Raw genomic sequence first — 19,118 nt, 5'->3', positions numbered from 1 at the left:
TGAATGGATGATACAAGTCCGACAAGTTGGCTAACTTTTTTAAGGTTTCAAAACACAACAGACTTATTTTATCAAGCTATTTACAATCTGACGCATGGCGTCGGAAGGGATGATAAAGTTGAAGTTTCCCCAAATAACTTCGTCGTATTTGGGAATGCTTTGCTGGGAAAAATTTTCGGTATCTACCAATATATCAGTTTCGGGGATACGGTTGCCGTTGCTTTTTTGGATTTCGGTAGTAGCAAATTGCAGTTTAATAGTGCCGAGTACTTGGGCATTTTTTTGTTCAAATTGAGTATCCAAAAGCATTCGATAATCTTGCAAAAACCATTTACCATTGAAAGGTTTGTAATTGATACAAGTATAAAGTCGCTTGGGTTCGCGTTTGGTTTTGCCAAAGAGTTTGTCGTTAGCTCCTGTTTTCAAAACATCCTTGACGCCCTCGCTCGTAAAGTCGTATTCGATACGTACAATAGCGGAGTCAGCAGCGCTGATACAAATGACACCATTGCGGGCAGCTTTGAGGCCTGTACTAGCTGGTTTGAACAAAATGCGATAGACTTCTTTTCCCAAATAATGCGTGATGGTATCGTCGATTTGATAGGCGTAATCATAGAGATTTTTACCGTCGAGGTATTCGGGTGTGCCTACATCAATAGAATGAGTGACAATACTCGCTCCGTTGGGAAAGGCATAACCTTCAAGAGCCTTGGAGCGGTTTGTACTCGTGAAAGTGCGGCCTCTGATTGCCTTTACTTTTTCGGGAATCAAAGTTTTGGGGCGAGGATCTTTTTCACTATGCAATACAGCTTCTCTAATTTCGATGTATTCGCCGTCTTGTTGGAGGGTTTCGCGATAAAAACCACTCAGTAAATAAGGCACTTGAGGATTGTTTTTCTTGATTTTTCCAAGCGCTTCGGCCACCAGGTTTCGGGCTTCAAAGGTTTTGATATAACTACTATCAAGCACGCGAGGGGTAGCGGGAGTAAGCTCAATGACTACGTCTTTTTGATTGGGTTGAAAAGACGATGCTTTCTGCTGAAAAGGTTGATAGCCAATGACGGCCACTACTAGGGCTGAATCGACCGCTATGCGAGGGAAACGATAAAAAAACTGGCCGTCGTCGTTGGTGAGTGTACCCGTTCCTTTGCTCATCATCCCGATATAGGCATGGGCAATGGGTTTTTGGGTGACTTTGTCGATGATTTTTCCCGACAATAGCAAATAGCCGCCTTGGGCACGAACACAAAATGCTAGAAGTAAGCAGCAACACGTAATGATCAAACCGCGCATAAAACAGAGAGAATTTTTCCTACGTTTATGCTGCCCACAACAATCAAGCCAAATCTCCCAGATTGTAGCATCTTCGGCAGCGAGCTTCGTAAGAATCTGTTTCGCCCAAAAGAATTTTATCTTGAGAAGTTACTTTTCGGTACGAATATTGCGCCACTTCTCCACATACGACACACACGGCGTGGACTTTGGTGACATACTCAGCAATAGACATAAGTAAGGGGATAGGACCGAAAGGTTTGCCGGCAAAATCCATATCCAAACCTGCTACGATGACTCGTTTTCCATTGTTAGCAAGTTTGTTGCAGACATCTACGAGGCCTTGGTCTAAAAATTGAGCTTCGTCGATACCTACCACGTCGCAGTCACCCGCAAAAAGTAAAATTTCGTCGGAGGTGTGAATAGGCGTAGAGCGAATTGAATTTTCGTTGTGCGAAACAATGTCCTCCTCATGGTAACGTTTATCAATGGCAGGCTTAAAGATTTCTACTTTCTGACGGGCGATTTTGGCGCGGTTGAGACGACGAATAAGCTCTTCGGTTTTGCCAGAAAACATTGAACCGCAGACTACTTCTACCCAACCGATGCGAGGGTGTGTGTTTTTGGAGTTGTGATTGGGCTCGATAAACATGTTAATAAAACAACAAAAATGGAGACAGAGGGAACTGTAAAATAGAGTCTAAAAATTTTTCGAATAATGAATCATAGATAACTGAATCCTGCAAACTACTTTTACAAAACAAACAATTTTTAGGATGCTTCACAAGTTTAATGTTTCGGTACTTAATGACTATAGTCAGCGTTTTGCGCGAAAAGTGTGCGACGATTTTTTTCTCCACAACTCAAGTGCGTCAGGTCAACATATTCTGAATTTGACGGCAATTCCACAGATAAACTTGTTTGTCATCAGTAGTTTATATGATAAGTGGAAGGCCGATGCGGAGGCATTTAAGAGCCCATTTTTTGATTTTGAAAATGCGGAAGTAAGAGAGGCTCTCAAACAGTTTATGAATGTGGTTTCGCGTAATATCTCCGTCAAACGTGAATATCTGGAGCCTATTTTGGGAGAGGCGACCAAAGACACTTTGGTGCTCCTTATCGACCCCAATAGCTACTTTAACGAAATCTTCAGAAACCAGACCAATTTTACGGTCACTGCCGAAACTATACAGCAGCTACGGAAGTATGTGAGATTCAATAAAATAGTGCCTCAAGCTTTGGCCGATTCCCTTTCAGATAGGGCATTTATCTACGTCAATCAGGCAATAGAATGGTCGGAGCAGGTGATAGCACAGCGAGCTTCTGAGCTTGATTCGATAGAGCAATGGGTGGGAGCCTTTTCGGAAAAGGTGCCTTTGGACGTAACTTCTCTTTTGAAAAAAGTAGCCCGACCTGAGCCTCCCGCACCAGTGATAGAAACACCCGCTGCCAAATCTTTCTTTGATACTTTGGTAGAAGAAACACCAGTGGTACAGCCTGTGAAAATGGAGGAATCAATGGTAACAAAACCCATAGAAATGCCTAAGCCGGTAGAGTCATTCAAGCCAACTGTTCCGCTACCTACTGTATCTCGCCCCACAATCAATGACTCGGCAGGCAATGGACTCAAAGAATCTCTCAACGACCGTCTACGTACTGAGCAATCAACGGTGTCTGATTCTTACCAAAAACAACCTATTGCGAGTATTTCACAGAATATTCCATTACACCAAAAGTTTATGTTTATTCACCAGCTCTTTAGTGGAAGCAATAGTGCTTACGAAAGTGCCATTGCGGAGCTAGAGCAAGCCCCTGATTTTGCAACTGCTCGGAGTTTGATTAGCTATAAATTTGCCTCTCAATATCTCTGGGATATGACAGGCGATACCGTAGGGGAGCTGCTAGAGATTGTAAAACGTCGTTTTGGTCACTAAAAAACTTACCAAGTTTACCTATATTTTTCCTACGATACAGTATGGGCATAAACTTGGTAATTTTTAATATATCCTAAAATTGAAGTCAGGGGTTGGGAGTTTATCTGTTTCTAAGTTTCTTTGTATAAAAAATGTAGAAATAGAAATCCTACCCCATGATTGCGTGCCATCAACTGACTTTCTCTTATTCACCACAGAAAACATTTTCATTTCCTGATATTCGCTGTGAAGACCGTGAAGCCTTGCTTATTTTGGGGCAATCGGGAAGGGGTAAAACCACATTTCTGCATCTAATGGCGCTTTTGTTGCGTCCTGAAAAGGGGCAGGTCTGGATCAATGAAAAAGATATTACTCCTCTTTCGGCTTCGGAAGTGGCGGCAATACGAGCCAGCCAAATTGGGATTATTTACCAACGTGCCCATTTTGTGAGTTCGTTGAGTGTGATGGACAATGTTTTATTGCCCAATTATTTAGCCCAAAAATCTCAAGATAAAAATAAGGTCAAAGAGTTGGCTGAGCAGCTAGGCTTTGCGGAGCATCTTTCCAAAAAAACGCATCAACTTAGCCAAGGAGAGCAGCAGCGCGTGAGTATTGCGCGGGCTTTGATGAACAATCCTTCGGTGATTTTGGCGGATGAGCCTACTTCTAGCTTAGACGACGTCAACTGCCAAAAAGTGATTGAACTATTGAAGAATCAATCCGAACAAATCGGTGCTAGCTTGGTAGTCGTAACCCACGACCAACGTCTTAAAGATGTGGTGACAAACCAAGTATATTTGTAGTCAAAAATCCTAGAACTTAGGACAAGAAAGTTGTTTGTCTTTACGACGCACCCGATGCCTTGGCGAGGGTTCAAACTCAAAAGTGTAGGCTAGGGAAATCTCATGAGAGCCGCCACTTGGTAGCCCTAGCGACGAAATGGTGATGTCATAGCTATAGCCAAATGAGAATCGGTCTTGGCGATACCCTACCAGGGCAATGAGCGATTCGCGGTTGGAAATATTATCAACGTATTTTTTGATAGGTAGACCTCGGTACCACAACCCCAACACAATAGGAGAGTAAGTAATATACACCCCTAAATCAAGCTGATCGTACTTCCCCTGAAACTTATACAAAATAGCGGGTGAAATCGTTTTTTCACGGTCCCATTCGTCGCCTAGTCCCGTAAACCCAGCAAACGGAATCCGAAGCCCTGCATGAATACTTCCTTTGAGAGGCAAGCGAGTTCCGTCAGCTACTTGAAAAAACCCTTGTTGCGGACGATTGATGTGGTGGGCTGCTACACCTACCCAATATTTGTCAGAATAAAGTAAAAGCCCCGACGCAAAACTCATGTAGCCTATCGAAGGGGTACCATTGGCCGCTACAGGGTCAGCGGTGGGGGTTCCTGTAAAGCCGCGATTACTGTATTGGTCGCCAAAAGTAAGCTCGCGTAAGTCGGCGCGGCGATTGGCATAAGTCCCTTGCAGACCTAAGCGGAGAGCCGTGGTTTCGCTAAGCTTGAGTTGATATGCATACTGGGCGGAGATTTCGGAGGTTCTTAGGCTTCCGGTGCCTTGGGTGTCATTGACAAACAAAAGCCCTACACCACTATTGACGTTTGAAAAATAATGATCAACCCCAAAGGAAGTGGTGACGTAGTTGGCAGCAAGTCCAGGCCATTGATTACGATAATTCATCATGATACGGGGAGCCAAATCTCCTCCTGCAAAGGCCGGATTGAGATAAAGGGGATTCGCATAAAACTGCGAAAACTGAGGGTCTTGGGCTCTCACAAGCCAGCAAGAAAGTCCTAAAAGCAAGGTTAGAAATAGTCTTCTCGTCATGATACCAAACGCTACCGCAAACATTTTGCCAAATTAATCATTTAATCTCCGAGAATTTAACGGTTTTTTCAATTAAATGTTATTTGGGGGAGTAAAAAACCGCAAAGAAGCCTGTTTTTGAGTATATGTTTTTTGAATTAGGGATATTGTCTTGCGGTTATTTTAACTAACTCACTGACGGATTTCGAGGCGATAAGTGGGCTTATCGACATTGATTAAATCTAATATGACATCATAGCTACCCGCCACCACTCGAATATTTTGGCCTCCTTTTTCTAACTTATTTTGGTCGTCAGTTCCTCCATAACTGAGAGTCCAGTCGTTATTGACTCTGAATTTGATTTCTCCGTTTTTCAATAAAATATTGCGTACTATCCAGCGTCCTTTTTGTGTGATATCAGCTTTCAGTACTATATCCGCGCCTGCCCAGCCATTGGGGGTGGCGCTTCCCACTATTCCCCACTGAAAACTTGCTTTGGGCAGGATGTATTTTTTGCCTTTCTGTTCCAAAACTAAGGTGTCAATTTCGCCTAATTTGTTTTTCTTAAATTCAACTTTTCCGTCAATCTTGTCAATGTAAAATGTGCTGTCGGTTTGTGGAAGTAAAATTGCCGACGGTTGACGCGAAGGCATAATGTGCAGTCTACCATTGCCAGCCTGAATATAAAAAGTCATTTCTGAACCATATTGAAAAGCACCCTCCAAATTCGCTAGTTGCTTCTCTGACAGGTTTATTTGTTTGGGGAGCCAATAAGGTTCGTTGAACAAAATGGCCAGTATTTTCTTCTTGATAGCTACAATATCAATCTCCTCGCTATTGCACAACAAAACAATGCAAAGGTCATTTTCAGGGTCACGAATCAAGTAACTCCGAAATCCCGAAGCGCCGCCGCTGTGGCTAACTAACTTACGACCCGCCATAGTTTCGATGAACCACCCATGTCCGTAGTTGTTTTTGTAAGGGGTGTATGCTTTCTCGGTGGTGCTTTGGCTTATGATTTTATAAGACTGCATTCCTTGGTGAAATTTGTATAAATCGCGAAGTGTTGTGTACATTCCTCCTGCCGAAAAAAGCTCCTTATTGTCGTAAAGGGGAGCTTCTTTGACGTAGGTTTTGAATGTAGATTTATAACCTTTGCTTTTCAGAGAATCTGTTAGATTTTTGTAATCAAAACCGCTTTCCGACATGCTCAACGGGGTGAAAATATAATTTTTGACCACTTTTTCATAGGACATTCCAGTTACTTTTTGGATGATAAATCCCAGCAAATAATAACCTGTGTTACAGTACCTCCAAGAGGTTCCAGGTTTAAAATTAAGCTTCGATTGCTTCAAAAAATTAATCATCGCCTGTTCGCTTTCGACGGGCATACTGTAGTCGTTGTTGTAGGCATATATGCCTGATGTGTGCGTTAGCAGATGCTCGATGGTGATACTGTCGGCAAAAGGTAACGAAGGGTAAAACGTAGAAAGCTTGTCTTGAAGTGAAAGTTTATGGTCTTCAACAAGTTTTAAAATAAGCGTGGCTGTAACGGATTTTGTGATGGAATAGGCTAAGTATTTGGTATTTTCGGTAGCTAGGGTTTGGGCCTTAAAATCACGATACCCATATGATTTGTTGAAAAGTATTTGGCTTTTTTGAACCACCAAAACCGAACCATTAAACAAGCCCAATTCGTGGTAGGCGGTTATCAGTTGTTCGAGTTTTTGGGAGGTAGTGGATTGGGCAAGCCCCACTTTTGTAAAGAAAATCAATACAAGCCCGAAGGCTAATTTTGAAAAAGCAATGTGGGTTGCTGGGGCAATAAAATCCCTGCCCCCATTGGGGGTATAATCCTGATACGTTTTCATGACTGTACTAAACTGGGAGAAAAATAGTTATTTATTGGAAGATTTGCTGATAAAGAAGTAGCCTAAGAAGCTGGCAGATAGGCAAAAAGCCAAAATGGATAAAGAATGAATGCCTAACGGCTGGCTATGATGAATAAAAAATAAAGCAATTCCGAGACCTGCCAAAATCAAGGCCCATTTGAGATTGACGTTGCGGTCTTCTTTGGGACTAACTTCCAGAATTGACATCGCAATGCTTTCTGGCACCCCTTTTTCAACAATACGGTTTTTGATGCGGTGTTCCAACAGTCTTTTCATGACGGTCAGGATAAAAAGCATCACTAATCCCAACACCAGAATCGAGGCACAAATATTAAAAGTGTGCTGACTCATAAGACTGTCTTGGGCGTGGGCTGTAGAGGCAAAGCCCACGATTGTTAAAATTAAAATAAGTTTTTTCATGATTGTAATAGTAAATGTGTTTTGACTGATAAGAGCACTTAAGCTTTGAAATGTTGCAATGCTCAAGAAAGATTTAGCACTTTTAGTTGTTTTTGGTACTTGGCGTAGAGGTCGTACCCCAAAAACAGTGAAATACTGACTGTAGCGGCCAACAAAATGCTCAAAGTAATGCTCGAAAGTCCTTCAAATAAGTAAATAGGATAGTTGAAAAAATAGAAAAAAAGCATCCCAATCCCCAGCAATACGCCTCCACCGATACTGTAAGAGGTAAAGCGTGAGTCATAGGCAACTATCTCAGAAGGAGGCAGTTGCTGAATGACCGCTGCCGCCAAATCAAAATCAAACACGGGTGCTACAGGCTTTTCGATTGCTGTAAATACAAGCTGATATGCCTGTACCTTGTGTCGGCATAATTCGCAATCTTGAACGTGGGCATGGATTTCTTCCGATACCTCGTCCAAACGCAAGGCATACGTCTGAATTTCTTCGTCCGAAAGATGGGGTGCTTTCATAGGTCGTCCTTGGTATAATGTGTCAATAAGTTATCTTTCAGGGCTTTTCTTGCTCTAAACAAATAGTTTTTTACCGTACCGATGGGCAGTTGCGTGATTTGTGCTATTTCCTCATAACTCAACTCCTCATAATGATACAATGTAATGAGCGTTTGATAAATAGGTGAAAGCTGAGATAAAGCAATCTGAATCATCTGAGAAAGCTCCGTTTTAAAAATAAGAGTTTCTGTTTCGTTGGTAGAATCACTGAGGAGTTTGTCGATATTTCTCTGCGGCCAATCGTCGTCCGAATCATTTCCTAACTCGACAGAAAGCGACTGCATTGGCCTTTTGTGTTTTAAGGAATGGTAGCAAGTATTGTACGCAATTTGCCCAATCCAAGTACTGAGCTTAGACTGAAATCTAAATTCGGGCAAAGATTTATACACCTTTAAATAGATTTCTTGGGCCATGTCTTTTCGTTCTTCGGGGCTATCAACCAGTTTGAAAACAATCTGAGCCACAAGCCCTTCCGTCTTTTTGATGACGGTCGTAAACGCGTTTTTATCGCCTTTTAAAACCTTGTAAACCAGTTCTTTGTCTTCCACAATGTGATTGATGTTCTATTCGATAGGCAATGAGAGTCGTTGAAGATGAAAATGTTGCATAAATATTGGTCAAAATCAAATAAAAATAAATTGGATATTAGAATCCATTCAAGCGTCACTACGTGGAGTTAAACTCTTCTAACCCCACGCCTTTAGGCTGAGGGAACATAGAGAATAAGACTGAAACTAGGGGCTTTAGCCCTGACTTTTTAATCTTACACAATTACGTAAAATAAAAAATGCCCTGAGAATACGACTGACTCTCGGGGCATTATTATTATTAGAAAAATAAAATCTTAGTGAGAAGAAAGCGGTGTGGTGTTTTGAGAATTTTGCTCGTTTTGCTGGCGCTTTTTCTTGCCCATGCTGATTTTTTCAATCAATACAAAAAGAACCGGAACCACAAAAATGGCCAAAGAAGTAGCGGCTAGCATTCCTCCAAATACCGTCCAACCGATGGTCTTGCGAGACTCAGCGGCGGCTCCACTGGCAAAGGCCAAAGGCAATACCCCCAGAATAAACGCCAGCGAAGTCATGATGATAGGTCGTAAACGAAGCTGTACCGCTTCGAGCGTGGCCTTGACAAGCTCCATACCGGCATCGACCCGCTCTTTGGCAAATTCCACAATCAAAATGGCGTTTTTGGCCGCAAGTCCAATCAACGTAATAAGCCCGATTTGGGCGTAGATGTTGTTGGAAAGATTGGGTAAAAAGGTAAGGGTCAAAATAGAACCAAAGGCACCAATCGGAACCGCAAAAAGAACCGAGAACGGAATCGACCAGCTTTCGTACAAAGCCGCCAAAAACAAGAATACAAACACAATCGAAATAGCAAAAATCATAAGAGTACTATCACCCGCCTTGATTTCTTCGCTACTCATGCCCGAAAACTCATAGCCGTAGCCCGCTGGCAAAGTCGCATTGGCCACTTCTCTAAGTGCCGTAATCGCCTGCCCACTACTGAAACCCGGCTTAGGGGTTCCGTTGATTTCGACGGAGCGGTAAATATTGTAATGAGAAATCAACGCTGGGTTTTCGATGACTTTGGTGGTAATAAGCGCACTCAACGGAATCATGTTTCCTTCGCGATTGCGCACATAAAATTTCTCGATTTTATCCAAAGACGACCGAAAACTACTATCGGCTTGCACTACTACCCGGAAGTTTCGACCATAAAGATTGAAATCATTGACATAGTTACTACCCAACATGGCCGACAGCGAACTAAATACATCTGATACTTGTACCCCCAATTTTTTGGTTTTTTCGCGGTCAACGTCTATTTTATAACTAGGCGTACGGGTATTGAAAAAGGTAAAAGCGGTACCGATTTCGGGGCGTTTTGTAAGCTCGGCCAAGAAATTACGCGCTACTTTTTCAAATTGCTGGATATTGTCGGTACTCGTGGTTTGTTGTAACTGAAACGTAAAACCAGAGGTAGCTCCAAGCCCCGGAATAGCCGGTGGTGCAATCGCCAATACACGCGCTTCTTTGATATCGGCGGTTCGCTTTTGTATTTCTTTAATAACACTCTGAACATGGTGCTCGGCACCCTTACGTTTAGCCCAAGGGTGGAGATTGATAAACAAAGTCCCCACGTTTGATTTGTTAGAAAAACTAAGGACATTTAGTCCGGCTAGCCCGCCTGCCACTCTCACTTCGGGAATGGCCTCTACGCGTTTCATAATTTCTTTTAGCATAGCGATGTTGCGAGTAGTAGAAGTAGCTTCTTGCATTTCGTACGTAACAAAAAGGCGCCCTTCATCTTCTACCGGTACAAAGCCCGTAGGTTTGTTTTTAAATAAGAAAAACAATCCCACAAACAAGCAGACCATCATCACCATTACGTAAGGAGTGGCTTTGATCCACTTAGCTACGCCACGGGTATAAGAATGCGAGAGTTTTTCAAACCAATTGTTGAAGCTATCAAAGAATTTTTCTAAGAAATTTTTCTTCTCATTGGCCCCTTTAGAAGGTCTGAGCATGGTAGCACAAAGTGCCGGCGTAAGCGAAAGCGCTACAAAGGCCGACAACAAAACGGATACCGCAATGGTGATCGCAAATTGCTGATACAAACGCCCTACGATACCTGGCACAAAACTCACTGGTACAAACACCGCCGCCAAAATCAAAGCAATCGCAATCACGGGTCCCGAAATCTCTTTCATGGCTTTGGTGGTGGCTTCTTTGGGCGAAAGTTTTTCATGGTCGATGTTGTGTTGAACTGCCTCCACAACCACGATGGCATCATCCACTACAATCCCAATCGCCAATACAAACGCGAAGAGGGTGAGGGTATTGATGGTAAACCCAAAAGGAATAAAGAAAATAAACGTACCAATCAGCGAAACAGGAATCGCCAAAATAGGAATCAAAGTTGCACGCCAGTTTTGCAAAAACAAAAACACCACGATGACCACCAAAATCATGGCTTCGGCAAATGTTTGCAACACTTCGTTGATTGAGACCCGTACCACCGTGGCGGTTTCGGTGGGTAACACAAAATCAATGTCTTTAGGGAAGGTTTTTCTCATTTCCTCTAAAGTTTTCATTACGCCATCGTATGTTTCTAGGGCATTGGCTCCGGGAGCTTGATAAATCAACACAAAAGCCGCAGGTTTACCTCCCACAAAAGCATTGGAACCATAATCAAACTTTCCTAGCTCGACCCGAGCTACGTCGCGCAGATACACGATACTACCTTGAGCAGGCGAAGACCGGACTATAATATCCTCAAACTCCTCTTTGGTATTTAATCGGCTATTGGTCAGTACGCTATACTCAAAACTCTGGGTATTGGGCTGGGGATTTCCACCTATGGTACCTGCCGCAATCTGGAGGTTTTGTTCGGACAATGCCGCCGATACGTCCGCAGGAGTCATGCGTAGACTTGCAAGTTTTTCGGGATTGAGCCAAATACGCATCCCAAAATCATCGGCTCGCGAAATAATATCTCCTACACCTTTGACCCGCTGAAGGGCATCTTTTAGATAAATATTGGCATAATTTCCAATAAACTGAGCATCGTGGGTACCATTGGGAGAATACAACGCCAAAACCATCATGATACTGGGCTGTCTTTTCCGAACCGTAAGCCCTAATCTTTTGACCGCATCGGGCAAGGAAGGCTCTGCCACACTGACTCGGTTTTGAACATCCAAAGCGGCGATGTTGACGTCAGTTCCTACTTCAAACACTACGTTGATACCACTTTGGCCGCTACTTGTACTATTGCTTGACATGTAGCTCATACCGGGTACGCCATTCACTTGGGTTTCGATGGCCGTCGTAGTGGTTTGTTCTACGGTTTGGGCATCGGCCCCTATGAAGTTTCCCGAAATAGTCACCGTAGGAGGGGTTACATCGGGGTATTGGGCAATGGGTAGCGTGGATAAAGCAATAAGCCCAACCAACACAATCACAATCGACGAAACAATGGCGGTGATTGGTCTTTTTATAAAAATATCTGCAATCATCTTTGAGGAATTTCCGTGGTTAATTTGTTTTAATTACTGCTCCTTCCCGGAGATTCTGCACGCCTTCTACGGCAATCTTTTCGCCTTCTTTTAAGCCTTCTTTGACGATTACTTTATTGCCCAACGATTTTCCTAAAGCTACTCGTCGCTGACTTACTTTGCTGCTATCGCCTGCTACATACACAAAAAACTCGCCCAATTGCTCCGTCACAGCCTTGTAAGGAATCACTACTGCTTTTGCCGCGCGATTCAAAACTCTGACGGTTCCGGTCATACCAGCCCGCAGAAGATTGTCACGATTCGGGAAAATCAAGCGCGTTTTGATCGACCCCGTTTGGGTATCGACGGCGCGGTCGATGAGTTGGATTTTACCCGGATAAGGGTACACATCTGCGCCAAAAGCCAAGGTAAAGGTAGAGTCGGCAGGTTTGTTGGATTTTAACAAATTAGTAAAGCGATAAATCTCTTTTTGATCCACGTTGAAGTCCACCGCCAGCTCATTGTCCGACGAAATGGTATTCAATACGGTTTGTCCTGCCGATACGGCTGCTCCTACTTTCACGAGCGATATACCGATGATTCCACTAAAAGGGGCATATACTTTGGTATATCTCACATTGGTTTGTACTGCCGATACGTTGGCTTTGGAGGCTTCTACTTGTTTTTTGGCAACTTCGAGGGCAGCGTCCGCATTATCTACAAGTTGCTTGGCTACGGCGTCGTTTTTGTCGAGTTCATGATAGCGATCCGCATCTTTTTGGGCTTTCTGCAAATTAGCCTCCTGCACTTTAAGATTGGCGATTGCTTGTTCATAATTGGCCGAATACAGTTGTGCATCCACCGAATAGAGCAACTGCCCCTTGCTTACATGAGCGCCGTCTTTGAAGTGAATACCCGTAATGAAGCCCGTCACCTGTGGTCGAAGCTCCACCTGATTCAGGGGAGTGATGGTAGCAGGGTATTCGTCATGATACAGGGCATCGGTAGAGGTAGCTTCTTCTAATGATACCGCGACAGCAGGTGGTGCTTGGGCCGTTTTTTGTTCTTCTTTTTTGCCGCAAGAAATCAGCAAAGTCACTATCAAAACGGATACTGTAAAATATTTCATGGAATTTGAAAACATCTTGTATGAGGAATTTCTGTCGTGTTAAAAATTGATTTGGCCAAGGGCTTTTTGTACATCAACTTTGCTAGCAAGCACCTGATAAAGAGAACTGTAGTAGTTGATGCGAGCAAGCCTCAAATCCGCCTCGGAGGTGATTACCTCTAGGTAGGTTTTGATGCCCGATTTGTATTGTAATTGGATAATATCATACACTTCTTTGGCCAAATCCATATTGTCTTTTTGAGCCAGCAACTCTATGAGGTTGGCTTTATAAGCGCTCAAAGCATTGGCATATTCGGCGTCGATATTCATCTTTAGTCGTTGAATATCTAAATCCACTCTTTTGATTTGCCATTCAGCTGTATTGATATTTGTCTTGCGCTTGCCGCCTTGATAAATCGGCAACGACAGCGTCAGGGCCATAAAAGAGTTGGGGAAGTTTTTACCGTAAAGATCTACAAAACGATTGTTTTGGAAGTTGAGATTATAGGCACCATTGGCCGACACTGTGGGCAAATAGCTCCATTTTTGGTACTGCAAGTTGTAGTCCAATAGTTTTTTTTGCGTGTTAAGCAACTGATATTCAATCCGAGAGCCGTATTCCGCATTTTGTAAAGTATCCAAAAAAATCTCTCGTTCCATTTGGAGACTATCGTATTGAAGCTTCAAAGCTTGTTCTTTGGGGTAGCCCATCAATGACTTCAAATACTCAAGTTTGGCGGTCAGGATTTCTTCATTGCTTTTTTTGGCAGCTTTGGTATTGTTGAGGGCGATAGTGGCTCTTTTAAAATCTATCTTATCTACGATACCTGCTTTGTACTGATTTTGAGCATCTTTTAGGCTTCGTTCTAGCCGTACGATATCTTCGCGGGTTACGCTGATTTGCTGCATAGTAGCCAATACATCATAAAATGCTTTGGAAACACTCACCGCCAAATCGGTTTTATTGTTGGTAGTGATTTGGCTTGCTTGTAGCCTGACGTCGTTTTTCGTGCGGTTAGCCAGCAATACGTCTCTATTAAAGAGCGCTTGCGATACCGTAAACTGCGTAGAAGATAGGTTGTTGACACCTAGCTTGACGGGATTGCCCCCGATTATGCTCGTTTGCACGATAAAATTGTGCTGAAAATTATAATTGAAGTTGATTTGGGGATACCAATCCGCTAATTTATTCTTGATGGTATTTTCGGTAATGCGCTCATCTATCAGTGATTGCTGAATCGACGGTTGATTTTTGAGGGCATACTTTACAATATCATCTAAAGAAGCATTTTCTAAAGTCCCATTTTCAGCGGGCGTGGGGGTAGTTTGGGAAAATGCTAAAAAAGGCAGAAGAAAGGCAACTAGCAAAGCGATAGTCCTCCTTTTGTCTTCTGTAGGCCAATAATTCATGAAGGATGATGTTTGATTATGAAAAAATGCGCACAAATAATAAGCTGAATTATCTCTTAACTCAGTGCCAAAGCACAGTTAATTGTGTTGATAATCAGTAGCTAAATAAAACAGTTAGCCTTATTTAGCGGAGAGTCAAAAAAGTAAAAACGTGGAAATTCTATTTTGCACAATTACTTATAAATAGCAACCCAATCACGTGTCGTTTGATAAAAAATCGACGTATGCACCTAAATCTAACAATAGAATGCAGGGGACTCTTCTAACTTTTTCCAGAAATGACTTTGCGCTAATCAGAGCAAGCATGGTTTTTATGATTTAAACCTTACTCCCGCTTCTTATGCTACTTCTTATTAGTAAAGTATGCACAGAAATACACAATCGCAGGTCTTCTACAAAAAACTATGGTTGGGGTTCCATAATTATAAATGTGTCTCTAGGTTAGGTCAAAACCGCTGCGAGTTGGTATGGGTGTTTACAGGTGATGATGGGATATAAAAAAAGTTTTTCTAGTCACCAAGGACAGGATTGGCTTTAGAAGAAAAACAAATTTTTTAAAAAAGGGTTCACGGCTGATTTGATTACTTGCCTACAAAAAACGGCTTTTAATCTCAATTTAATCCACCTATAAGGCCTTTTTGGAGAATCACACGAGCCGGATTGACAAGCGCAGTGGCTTGCTTTTTGATAAAGTTTGCTAGGATTATACCTTGATTTTTGGAATAAAAATTTTAAGAATATAATTTTACATTATAAAATATATTTTTATTGATGATACAAGTAATCAATCGAGCCCTTGATATTTTAGAAATAGTGGCTGAAAATCCCGAAAAACCTACTTCTTTAGGCGAAATTGCCGATACTTTGGGGTTAAATCACGGTACCTGCGCCAACATCATGAAAACGCTCGTAGCGCGTAAGTATTTAGAACAAGTAGGTACCAAAAAAGGGTATATTTTGGGTTCCCAATCTTACGCTCTTACCAACAACGACGCCTATCGTAAAGATTTGGTAGAGGCAGCCAAAGAAGAAATGGAAAAACTTACGGCTCAAATCAACGAAAATTGTTTGTTGGCGATTTTAAATGGTGACAAGCGCATGGTCATTCACCGAACTCACGCCGAGCAAGACCTTCAGGTACGAACTCCACTCGAAAAACATGTGTATGATGCTGCCTCAGGCCGTATGCTGCTAGCGATGCTCTCAGAGACTGAAATTGAGCGCTTTGTGTATAAGTACGGCCTTCCTACTTCCGAAAGTTGGAAAGAAGTAGATTCGCTCGAAACTCTCAAAAACTTACTGATGCAGTTTCGAAAAGAAGAATGTGCTCTTCAAGTATTATATGGACGGCAAGTAGTTGGCTTGGCGGTGCCTGTTCTCAAAAACGACAAAGCGGTGGCAAGTCTCAGTATTTATTTGCCCGAATACCGCTACATGATAGCCGATAAATCGGGGCTTGTTTTTCAACTTAAAGCCACGGCCAAACGCATCACACAGCGGCTGAAATAATCCTTCTTTTGGTTTAGTATCCCTCATCGACTCTTCATAGGCAGTAAGCTTTATGAAGAGTTTTTTATTTTTTTTAATCTAAGAAAAATGAAAAAAAATCTCTAAAAAATTTGGTCAGTTTATGATTTGTTATCAATATTGTAATAAAATAAAATTAAATTTTATAATATAAAAATTATTCCAAACCAACACCCAATGAAACTCAACATTTATACTTGGCTTATGGGAGTTTGCCTCTTTTTGAGTGCCACTCCGCTGCTGGCCCAAGACCGCTCGATTTCAGGGCGGGTTGTGGGAGTCAATGACAATGCCCCACTGCCTGGAGTAAGTATTTTGGTGAAAGGTACTAGCACAGGTACCACCACCGACGCCAACGGGAGTTATAAATTAAACGCCCCTGCCAATGCCGTTTTGGTATTCTCTTTTGTGGGGTACAGCCCCAAAGAAATCATCGTAGGTAATCAAAGCGTAGTAGATGTATCGCTTGAGCTTGACAATCGCCAGCTCAATGAAGTAGTAGTAGTAGGATATGGTACCGTCAAGAAGAGTGATTTGACAGGGTCGTTGGCTTCTGTAAAGTCCAAAGAAATCAACGCATTTCCTGCTACCAATGTGCTTCAAGCGCTATCGGGACGAGCGCCAGGGGTACAAGTCACTCAAAACACAGGTGCTCCCGGTGGCAACGTAAGTGTAAGGATTAGAGGGACAAATTCGGTCCAAGGTAGCAATGAGCCACTGTATGTAGTAGATGGGTTTCCGACTTCGGGAAGCAACCCTACTATCCTCAACAACTCTGACATAGAATCCATTGAAATCCTGAAAGATGCCTCGGCTACGGCTATTTATGGTTCACGTGGCGCCAACGGTGTGGTTTTGATTACGACCAAACAAGGCAAAGCCGGCAAAACACAGGTCGATTATGAAGGAAGCTACAGTATTCAGACCCTCCGCAAAAAGCTCGATTTGATGAATGCCAAAGAGTATGCTACTTTTTATAATATGCAAGCTACCAACGACGGCGTGGCTCCTTATTTTACGCAAGCACAGATTGACGGGTTTGGAGAAGGCTACGACTGGCAAAATCTGATTTTCAGAAAGGCTCCTATGCAAACTCATAACCTGACTGTGAGTGGAGGCAATGAAAAAACACGTTATTCGATTGGTGGAAGTATTTTCGGACAGCAAGGAATCATCATCGGCAGTGATTACAATCGCTACTCATTGCGCGCTAATGTCACCACCGATGTAAGTAAGAAGTTTAATCTCTCGTACGGCGCTACTTTGACAAACATCAATACAAGCCGTCAAAACAACGGCGGCGGCAACCGTGGTGGCTCCATGATTTCGGCTGCCATATCGGCTCCGCCTACGCTCACTCCTTACAACGACGACGGCAGCTATCGGGTATTGGCAACTTCTTATCCGTTTATTTCCAACGTGATTACCAATCCTCTCAACTACGTCAATGAGCAAACCGACGAAGTACGAGCCAATCGTGTATTGGCCAACGTAGCCATGACTTTTAAGCCTTTTGAAGGGTTGGCTATCAAAATTTCAGGAGGTATCGAAAATAGCGACGACCGCACCGACGCCTACACCACCACCAATTTTATCAACTCTCAAGGCTCGGCGAGTGTGTCTACTGCCCAAGGTCGAAGCTTATTGAGCGAAAACACCATCAGCTACAACAAAAGCGTAGGCAAGCATAGTCTTTCGGCGGTGGCAGGTTTTACGTATCAAGATTTCTTAAATACTTCACTGGGAGCTTCGGGAGTTGGTTTTTTGAGTAATGTCACCGAAACCGCCAATTTGGGTTCTGCCAATACCCCCGGTATTCCATCTACTTCTTATTCTTTTGCTACTTTACTTTCGTATTTGGGAAGAGTAAACTATAGTTATAACAACAAATACTTAGCCACCGTCAGCTTTCGCGCCGATGGGTCGTCGCGCTATAGCGAAGGCAACAAATGGGGGTATTTTCCATCCGCAGCTTTGGCATGGCGGGTGTCAGAGGAGGAGTTTTTGAAAAATGTACCCTTTATCTCTGACTTGAAAGTACGCGCAAGTTGGGGACAAACAGGAAGTCAGGCGATTAGCCCTTATGCTACTCTCAATAACTTATCGGCTGGAAAAACGGTGTTTGATGATGCTCTCTACAACACTTTTGCTCCCGGTACTCGTCTTCCCGGAAATCTTAAATGGGAAACAACCGAACAAGCCGATTTTGGGATAGATGCCGCTTTCCAAAACAACCGCTATCGTCTCTCGGTCGATTATTACATCAAAAACACCCGCGATTTGCTTAACACCGTGCAGTTGCCGATTGGATTTGGATTTACGAGTACGATTCAAAACGTAGGCCAAATCCAAAACAAAGGGTTGGAAATCGCCTTAGATGCGCGAGTTATCGACAAAGCTTTTAAATGGGATTTGGGAGGGAATATTTCTTTCAACCGCAATAAAGTCATCAAACTCTATAACGGTGCCGATATTTTGGGTGGAACTGTAGGGGTAACCCTCATCAACGACAACGCCAACCTTCTGAGAGAAGGCCAACCTATGAGTGTATTTTTTGGCTATTTGAAAGACGGCTATACTGACTTAGGCAAAGAAAAGTATAAAGATCTCAACGGTGATGGCATCATCAACCAATTGGACAAAACTATCATCGGCAATCCCAATCCTGATTTTATCTACGGTCTCAATTCGACTATGAGCTATAAAGGCCTCGAACTCACCTTGTTTTTGCAAGGAACCCAAGGCAACGATTTGCTCAATGTGAGTTCTATCAACAATACCCTCGACTATGGTTTTGGGCTAAATATGCCACGCGAAGTACTTTATAATCACTGGTCACCTACCAATCCAAATGCCAAATACCCCGTGATTTCGCGCTCCAATAGCTACAACTATTCGGATAGACTCGTGGAAGATGGCTCTTATTTACGGTTGCGCAATATCCAATTGGCTTATAGCCTACCTCTCCAACAATGGCGTGTCAACTGGATGCGCACGGCTCAAGTGTATGTCAGTGGGCAGAATCTATTGACCTTTACAAAATACTCTTGGTGGGATCCCGAAACTAACTCACAAGGAGGTGCCAATTCTATCGGTCAGGGTATCGACCATTATAGTTATCCTACTTCCAAAGCCGTCACCTTTGGGGTAAGAGTCGGGTTTTAATCATGTAAGACTTAATCATTGAAAAAA

14 protein-coding genes are annotated in these 19,118 nt (G+C 42.9%); 4 read left to right on the top strand and 10 right to left on the bottom strand.

The window, feature by feature from the left end; all coding sequences use genetic code 11:
- Window positions 1-63: 63 nt before the first annotated feature.
- The gene (locus G563_RS0122505; RefSeq protein ID WP_084650944.1) at window positions 64-1,293 is read right to left on the bottom strand and encodes a carboxypeptidase-like regulatory domain-containing protein; all 1,230 of its coding nucleotides are present in this window, start codon (window positions 1,291-1,293) and stop codon (window positions 64-66) included.
- Between the two features lie 43 nt (window positions 1,294-1,336).
- The gene (locus tag G563_RS0122500; protein WP_028667300.1) at window positions 1,337-1,924 is read right to left on the bottom strand and encodes a thymidine kinase; all 588 of its coding nucleotides are present in this window, start codon (window positions 1,922-1,924) and stop codon (window positions 1,337-1,339) included.
- A gap of 124 nt (window positions 1,925-2,048) precedes the next feature.
- Here G563_RS0122500 and G563_RS0122495 point away from each other — a divergent pair, with 124 nt between their 5' ends.
- A complete protein-coding gene (locus tag G563_RS0122495; protein ID WP_028667299.1) occupies window positions 2,049-3,206 on the top strand; it encodes a DUF8457 domain-containing protein in 1,158 nt (385 codons plus the stop codon).
- Window positions 3,207-3,361: 155 nt separating this feature from the next.
- Window positions 3,362-3,988 (top strand): ABC transporter ATP-binding protein, encoded by a 627-nt coding sequence (locus tag G563_RS0122490; RefSeq protein WP_028667298.1) that lies wholly within the window; start codon window positions 3,362-3,364, stop codon window positions 3,986-3,988.
- Window positions 3,989-3,997: 9 nt separating this feature from the next.
- Here the strand turns inward: G563_RS0122490 and G563_RS0122485 are convergent, their stop codons facing one another.
- From G563_RS0122485 to G563_RS0122450, 8 genes are all read right to left on the bottom strand, one after another.
- Window positions 3,998-5,011 carry a PorP/SprF family type IX secretion system membrane protein gene (locus G563_RS0122485; RefSeq protein WP_445508773.1) on the bottom strand — a complete coding sequence of 338 codons (1,014 nt, stop codon included), beginning with the start codon at window positions 5,009-5,011 and terminating at the stop codon, window positions 3,998-4,000.
- 195 nt (window positions 5,012-5,206) lie between these two features.
- Window positions 5,207-6,886: a serine hydrolase gene (locus tag G563_RS37200; protein WP_051211135.1), complete on the bottom strand. Its 1,680-nt coding sequence runs from the start codon at window positions 6,884-6,886 to the stop codon at window positions 5,207-5,209.
- Between the two features lie 27 nt (window positions 6,887-6,913).
- Window positions 6,914-7,327, bottom strand: a complete 414-nt coding sequence (locus tag G563_RS0122475) for a hypothetical protein (protein ID WP_028667296.1) — start codon at window positions 7,325-7,327, stop codon at window positions 6,914-6,916.
- A 62-nt stretch (window positions 7,328-7,389) separates the two neighbouring features.
- On the bottom strand, window positions 7,390-7,839 hold the full coding sequence (locus tag G563_RS0122470) for an anti-sigma factor (protein ID WP_028667295.1): 450 nt from the start codon (window positions 7,837-7,839) through the stop codon (window positions 7,390-7,392).
- Window positions 7,836-8,426, bottom strand: a complete 591-nt coding sequence (locus G563_RS0122465; protein WP_229598553.1) for an RNA polymerase sigma factor — start codon at window positions 8,424-8,426, stop codon at window positions 7,836-7,838. Before G563_RS0122465 ends, G563_RS0122470 begins: the two co-directional genes overlap by 4 nt.
- A 296-nt stretch (window positions 8,427-8,722) precedes the next feature.
- Window positions 8,723-11,902 (bottom strand): efflux RND transporter permease subunit, encoded by a 3,180-nt coding sequence (locus G563_RS0122460; RefSeq protein ID WP_028667293.1) that lies wholly within the window; start codon window positions 11,900-11,902, stop codon window positions 8,723-8,725.
- A 19-nt stretch (window positions 11,903-11,921) separates the two neighbouring features.
- Window positions 11,922-13,010 (bottom strand): efflux RND transporter periplasmic adaptor subunit, encoded by a 1,089-nt coding sequence (locus tag G563_RS0122455; protein WP_037327895.1) that lies wholly within the window; start codon window positions 13,008-13,010, stop codon window positions 11,922-11,924.
- 39 nt (window positions 13,011-13,049) lie between these two features.
- On the bottom strand, window positions 13,050-14,399 hold the full coding sequence (locus tag G563_RS0122450; protein ID WP_028667291.1) for a TolC family protein: 1,350 nt from the start codon (window positions 14,397-14,399) through the stop codon (window positions 13,050-13,052).
- 771 nt (window positions 14,400-15,170) lie between these two features.
- Here G563_RS0122450 and G563_RS0122445 point away from each other — a divergent pair.
- Window positions 15,171-15,908 (top strand): IclR family transcriptional regulator, encoded by a 738-nt coding sequence (locus G563_RS0122445; RefSeq protein WP_028667290.1) that lies wholly within the window; start codon window positions 15,171-15,173, stop codon window positions 15,906-15,908.
- A 195-nt stretch (window positions 15,909-16,103) separates the two neighbouring features.
- Window positions 16,104-19,091: a SusC/RagA family TonB-linked outer membrane protein gene (locus tag G563_RS0122440; RefSeq protein WP_028667289.1), complete on the top strand. Its 2,988-nt coding sequence runs from the start codon at window positions 16,104-16,106 to the stop codon at window positions 19,089-19,091.
- Window positions 19,092-19,118: the final 27 nt, after the last annotated feature.

It is taken from the genome of Runella zeae DSM 19591 (assembly GCF_000423565.1).
Classification (GTDB): domain Bacteria; phylum Bacteroidota; class Bacteroidia; order Cytophagales; family Spirosomataceae; genus Runella; species Runella zeae.
This window is presented reverse-complemented; position numbering and strand designations above follow the sequence as displayed.

Coding starts and splice junctions, on each gene's coding strand:
- G563_RS37200 (WP_051211135.1), bottom strand. CDS start 6,886: ATGAAAACGTATCAGGATTATACCCCCAATGGGGGCAGGGATTTTATT.
- G563_RS0122440 (WP_028667289.1), top strand. CDS start 16,104: ATGAAACTCAACATTTATACTTGGCTTATGGGAGTTTGCCTCTTTTTG.
- G563_RS0122495 (WP_028667299.1), top strand. CDS start 2,049: ATGCTTCACAAGTTTAATGTTTCGGTACTTAATGACTATAGTCAGCGT.
- G563_RS0122475 (WP_028667296.1), bottom strand. CDS start 7,327: ATGAAAAAACTTATTTTAATTTTAACAATCGTGGGCTTTGCCTCTACA.
- G563_RS0122460 (WP_028667293.1), bottom strand. CDS start 11,902: ATGATTGCAGATATTTTTATAAAAAGACCAATCACCGCCATTGTTTCG.
- G563_RS0122450 (WP_028667291.1), bottom strand. CDS start 14,399: ATGAATTATTGGCCTACAGAAGACAAAAGGAGGACTATCGCTTTGCTA.
- G563_RS0122500 (WP_028667300.1), bottom strand. CDS start 1,924: ATGTTTATCGAGCCCAATCACAACTCCAAAAACACACACCCTCGCATC.
- G563_RS0122490 (WP_028667298.1), top strand. CDS start 3,362: ATGATTGCGTGCCATCAACTGACTTTCTCTTATTCACCACAGAAAACA.
- G563_RS0122470 (WP_028667295.1), bottom strand. CDS start 7,839: ATGAAAGCACCCCATCTTTCGGACGAAGAAATTCAGACGTATGCCTTG.
- G563_RS0122505 (WP_084650944.1), bottom strand. CDS start 1,293: ATGCGCGGTTTGATCATTACGTGTTGCTGCTTACTTCTAGCATTTTGT.
- G563_RS0122445 (WP_028667290.1), top strand. CDS start 15,171: ATGATACAAGTAATCAATCGAGCCCTTGATATTTTAGAAATAGTGGCT.
- G563_RS0122455 (WP_037327895.1), bottom strand. CDS start 13,010: ATGAAATATTTTACAGTATCCGTTTTGATAGTGACTTTGCTGATTTCT.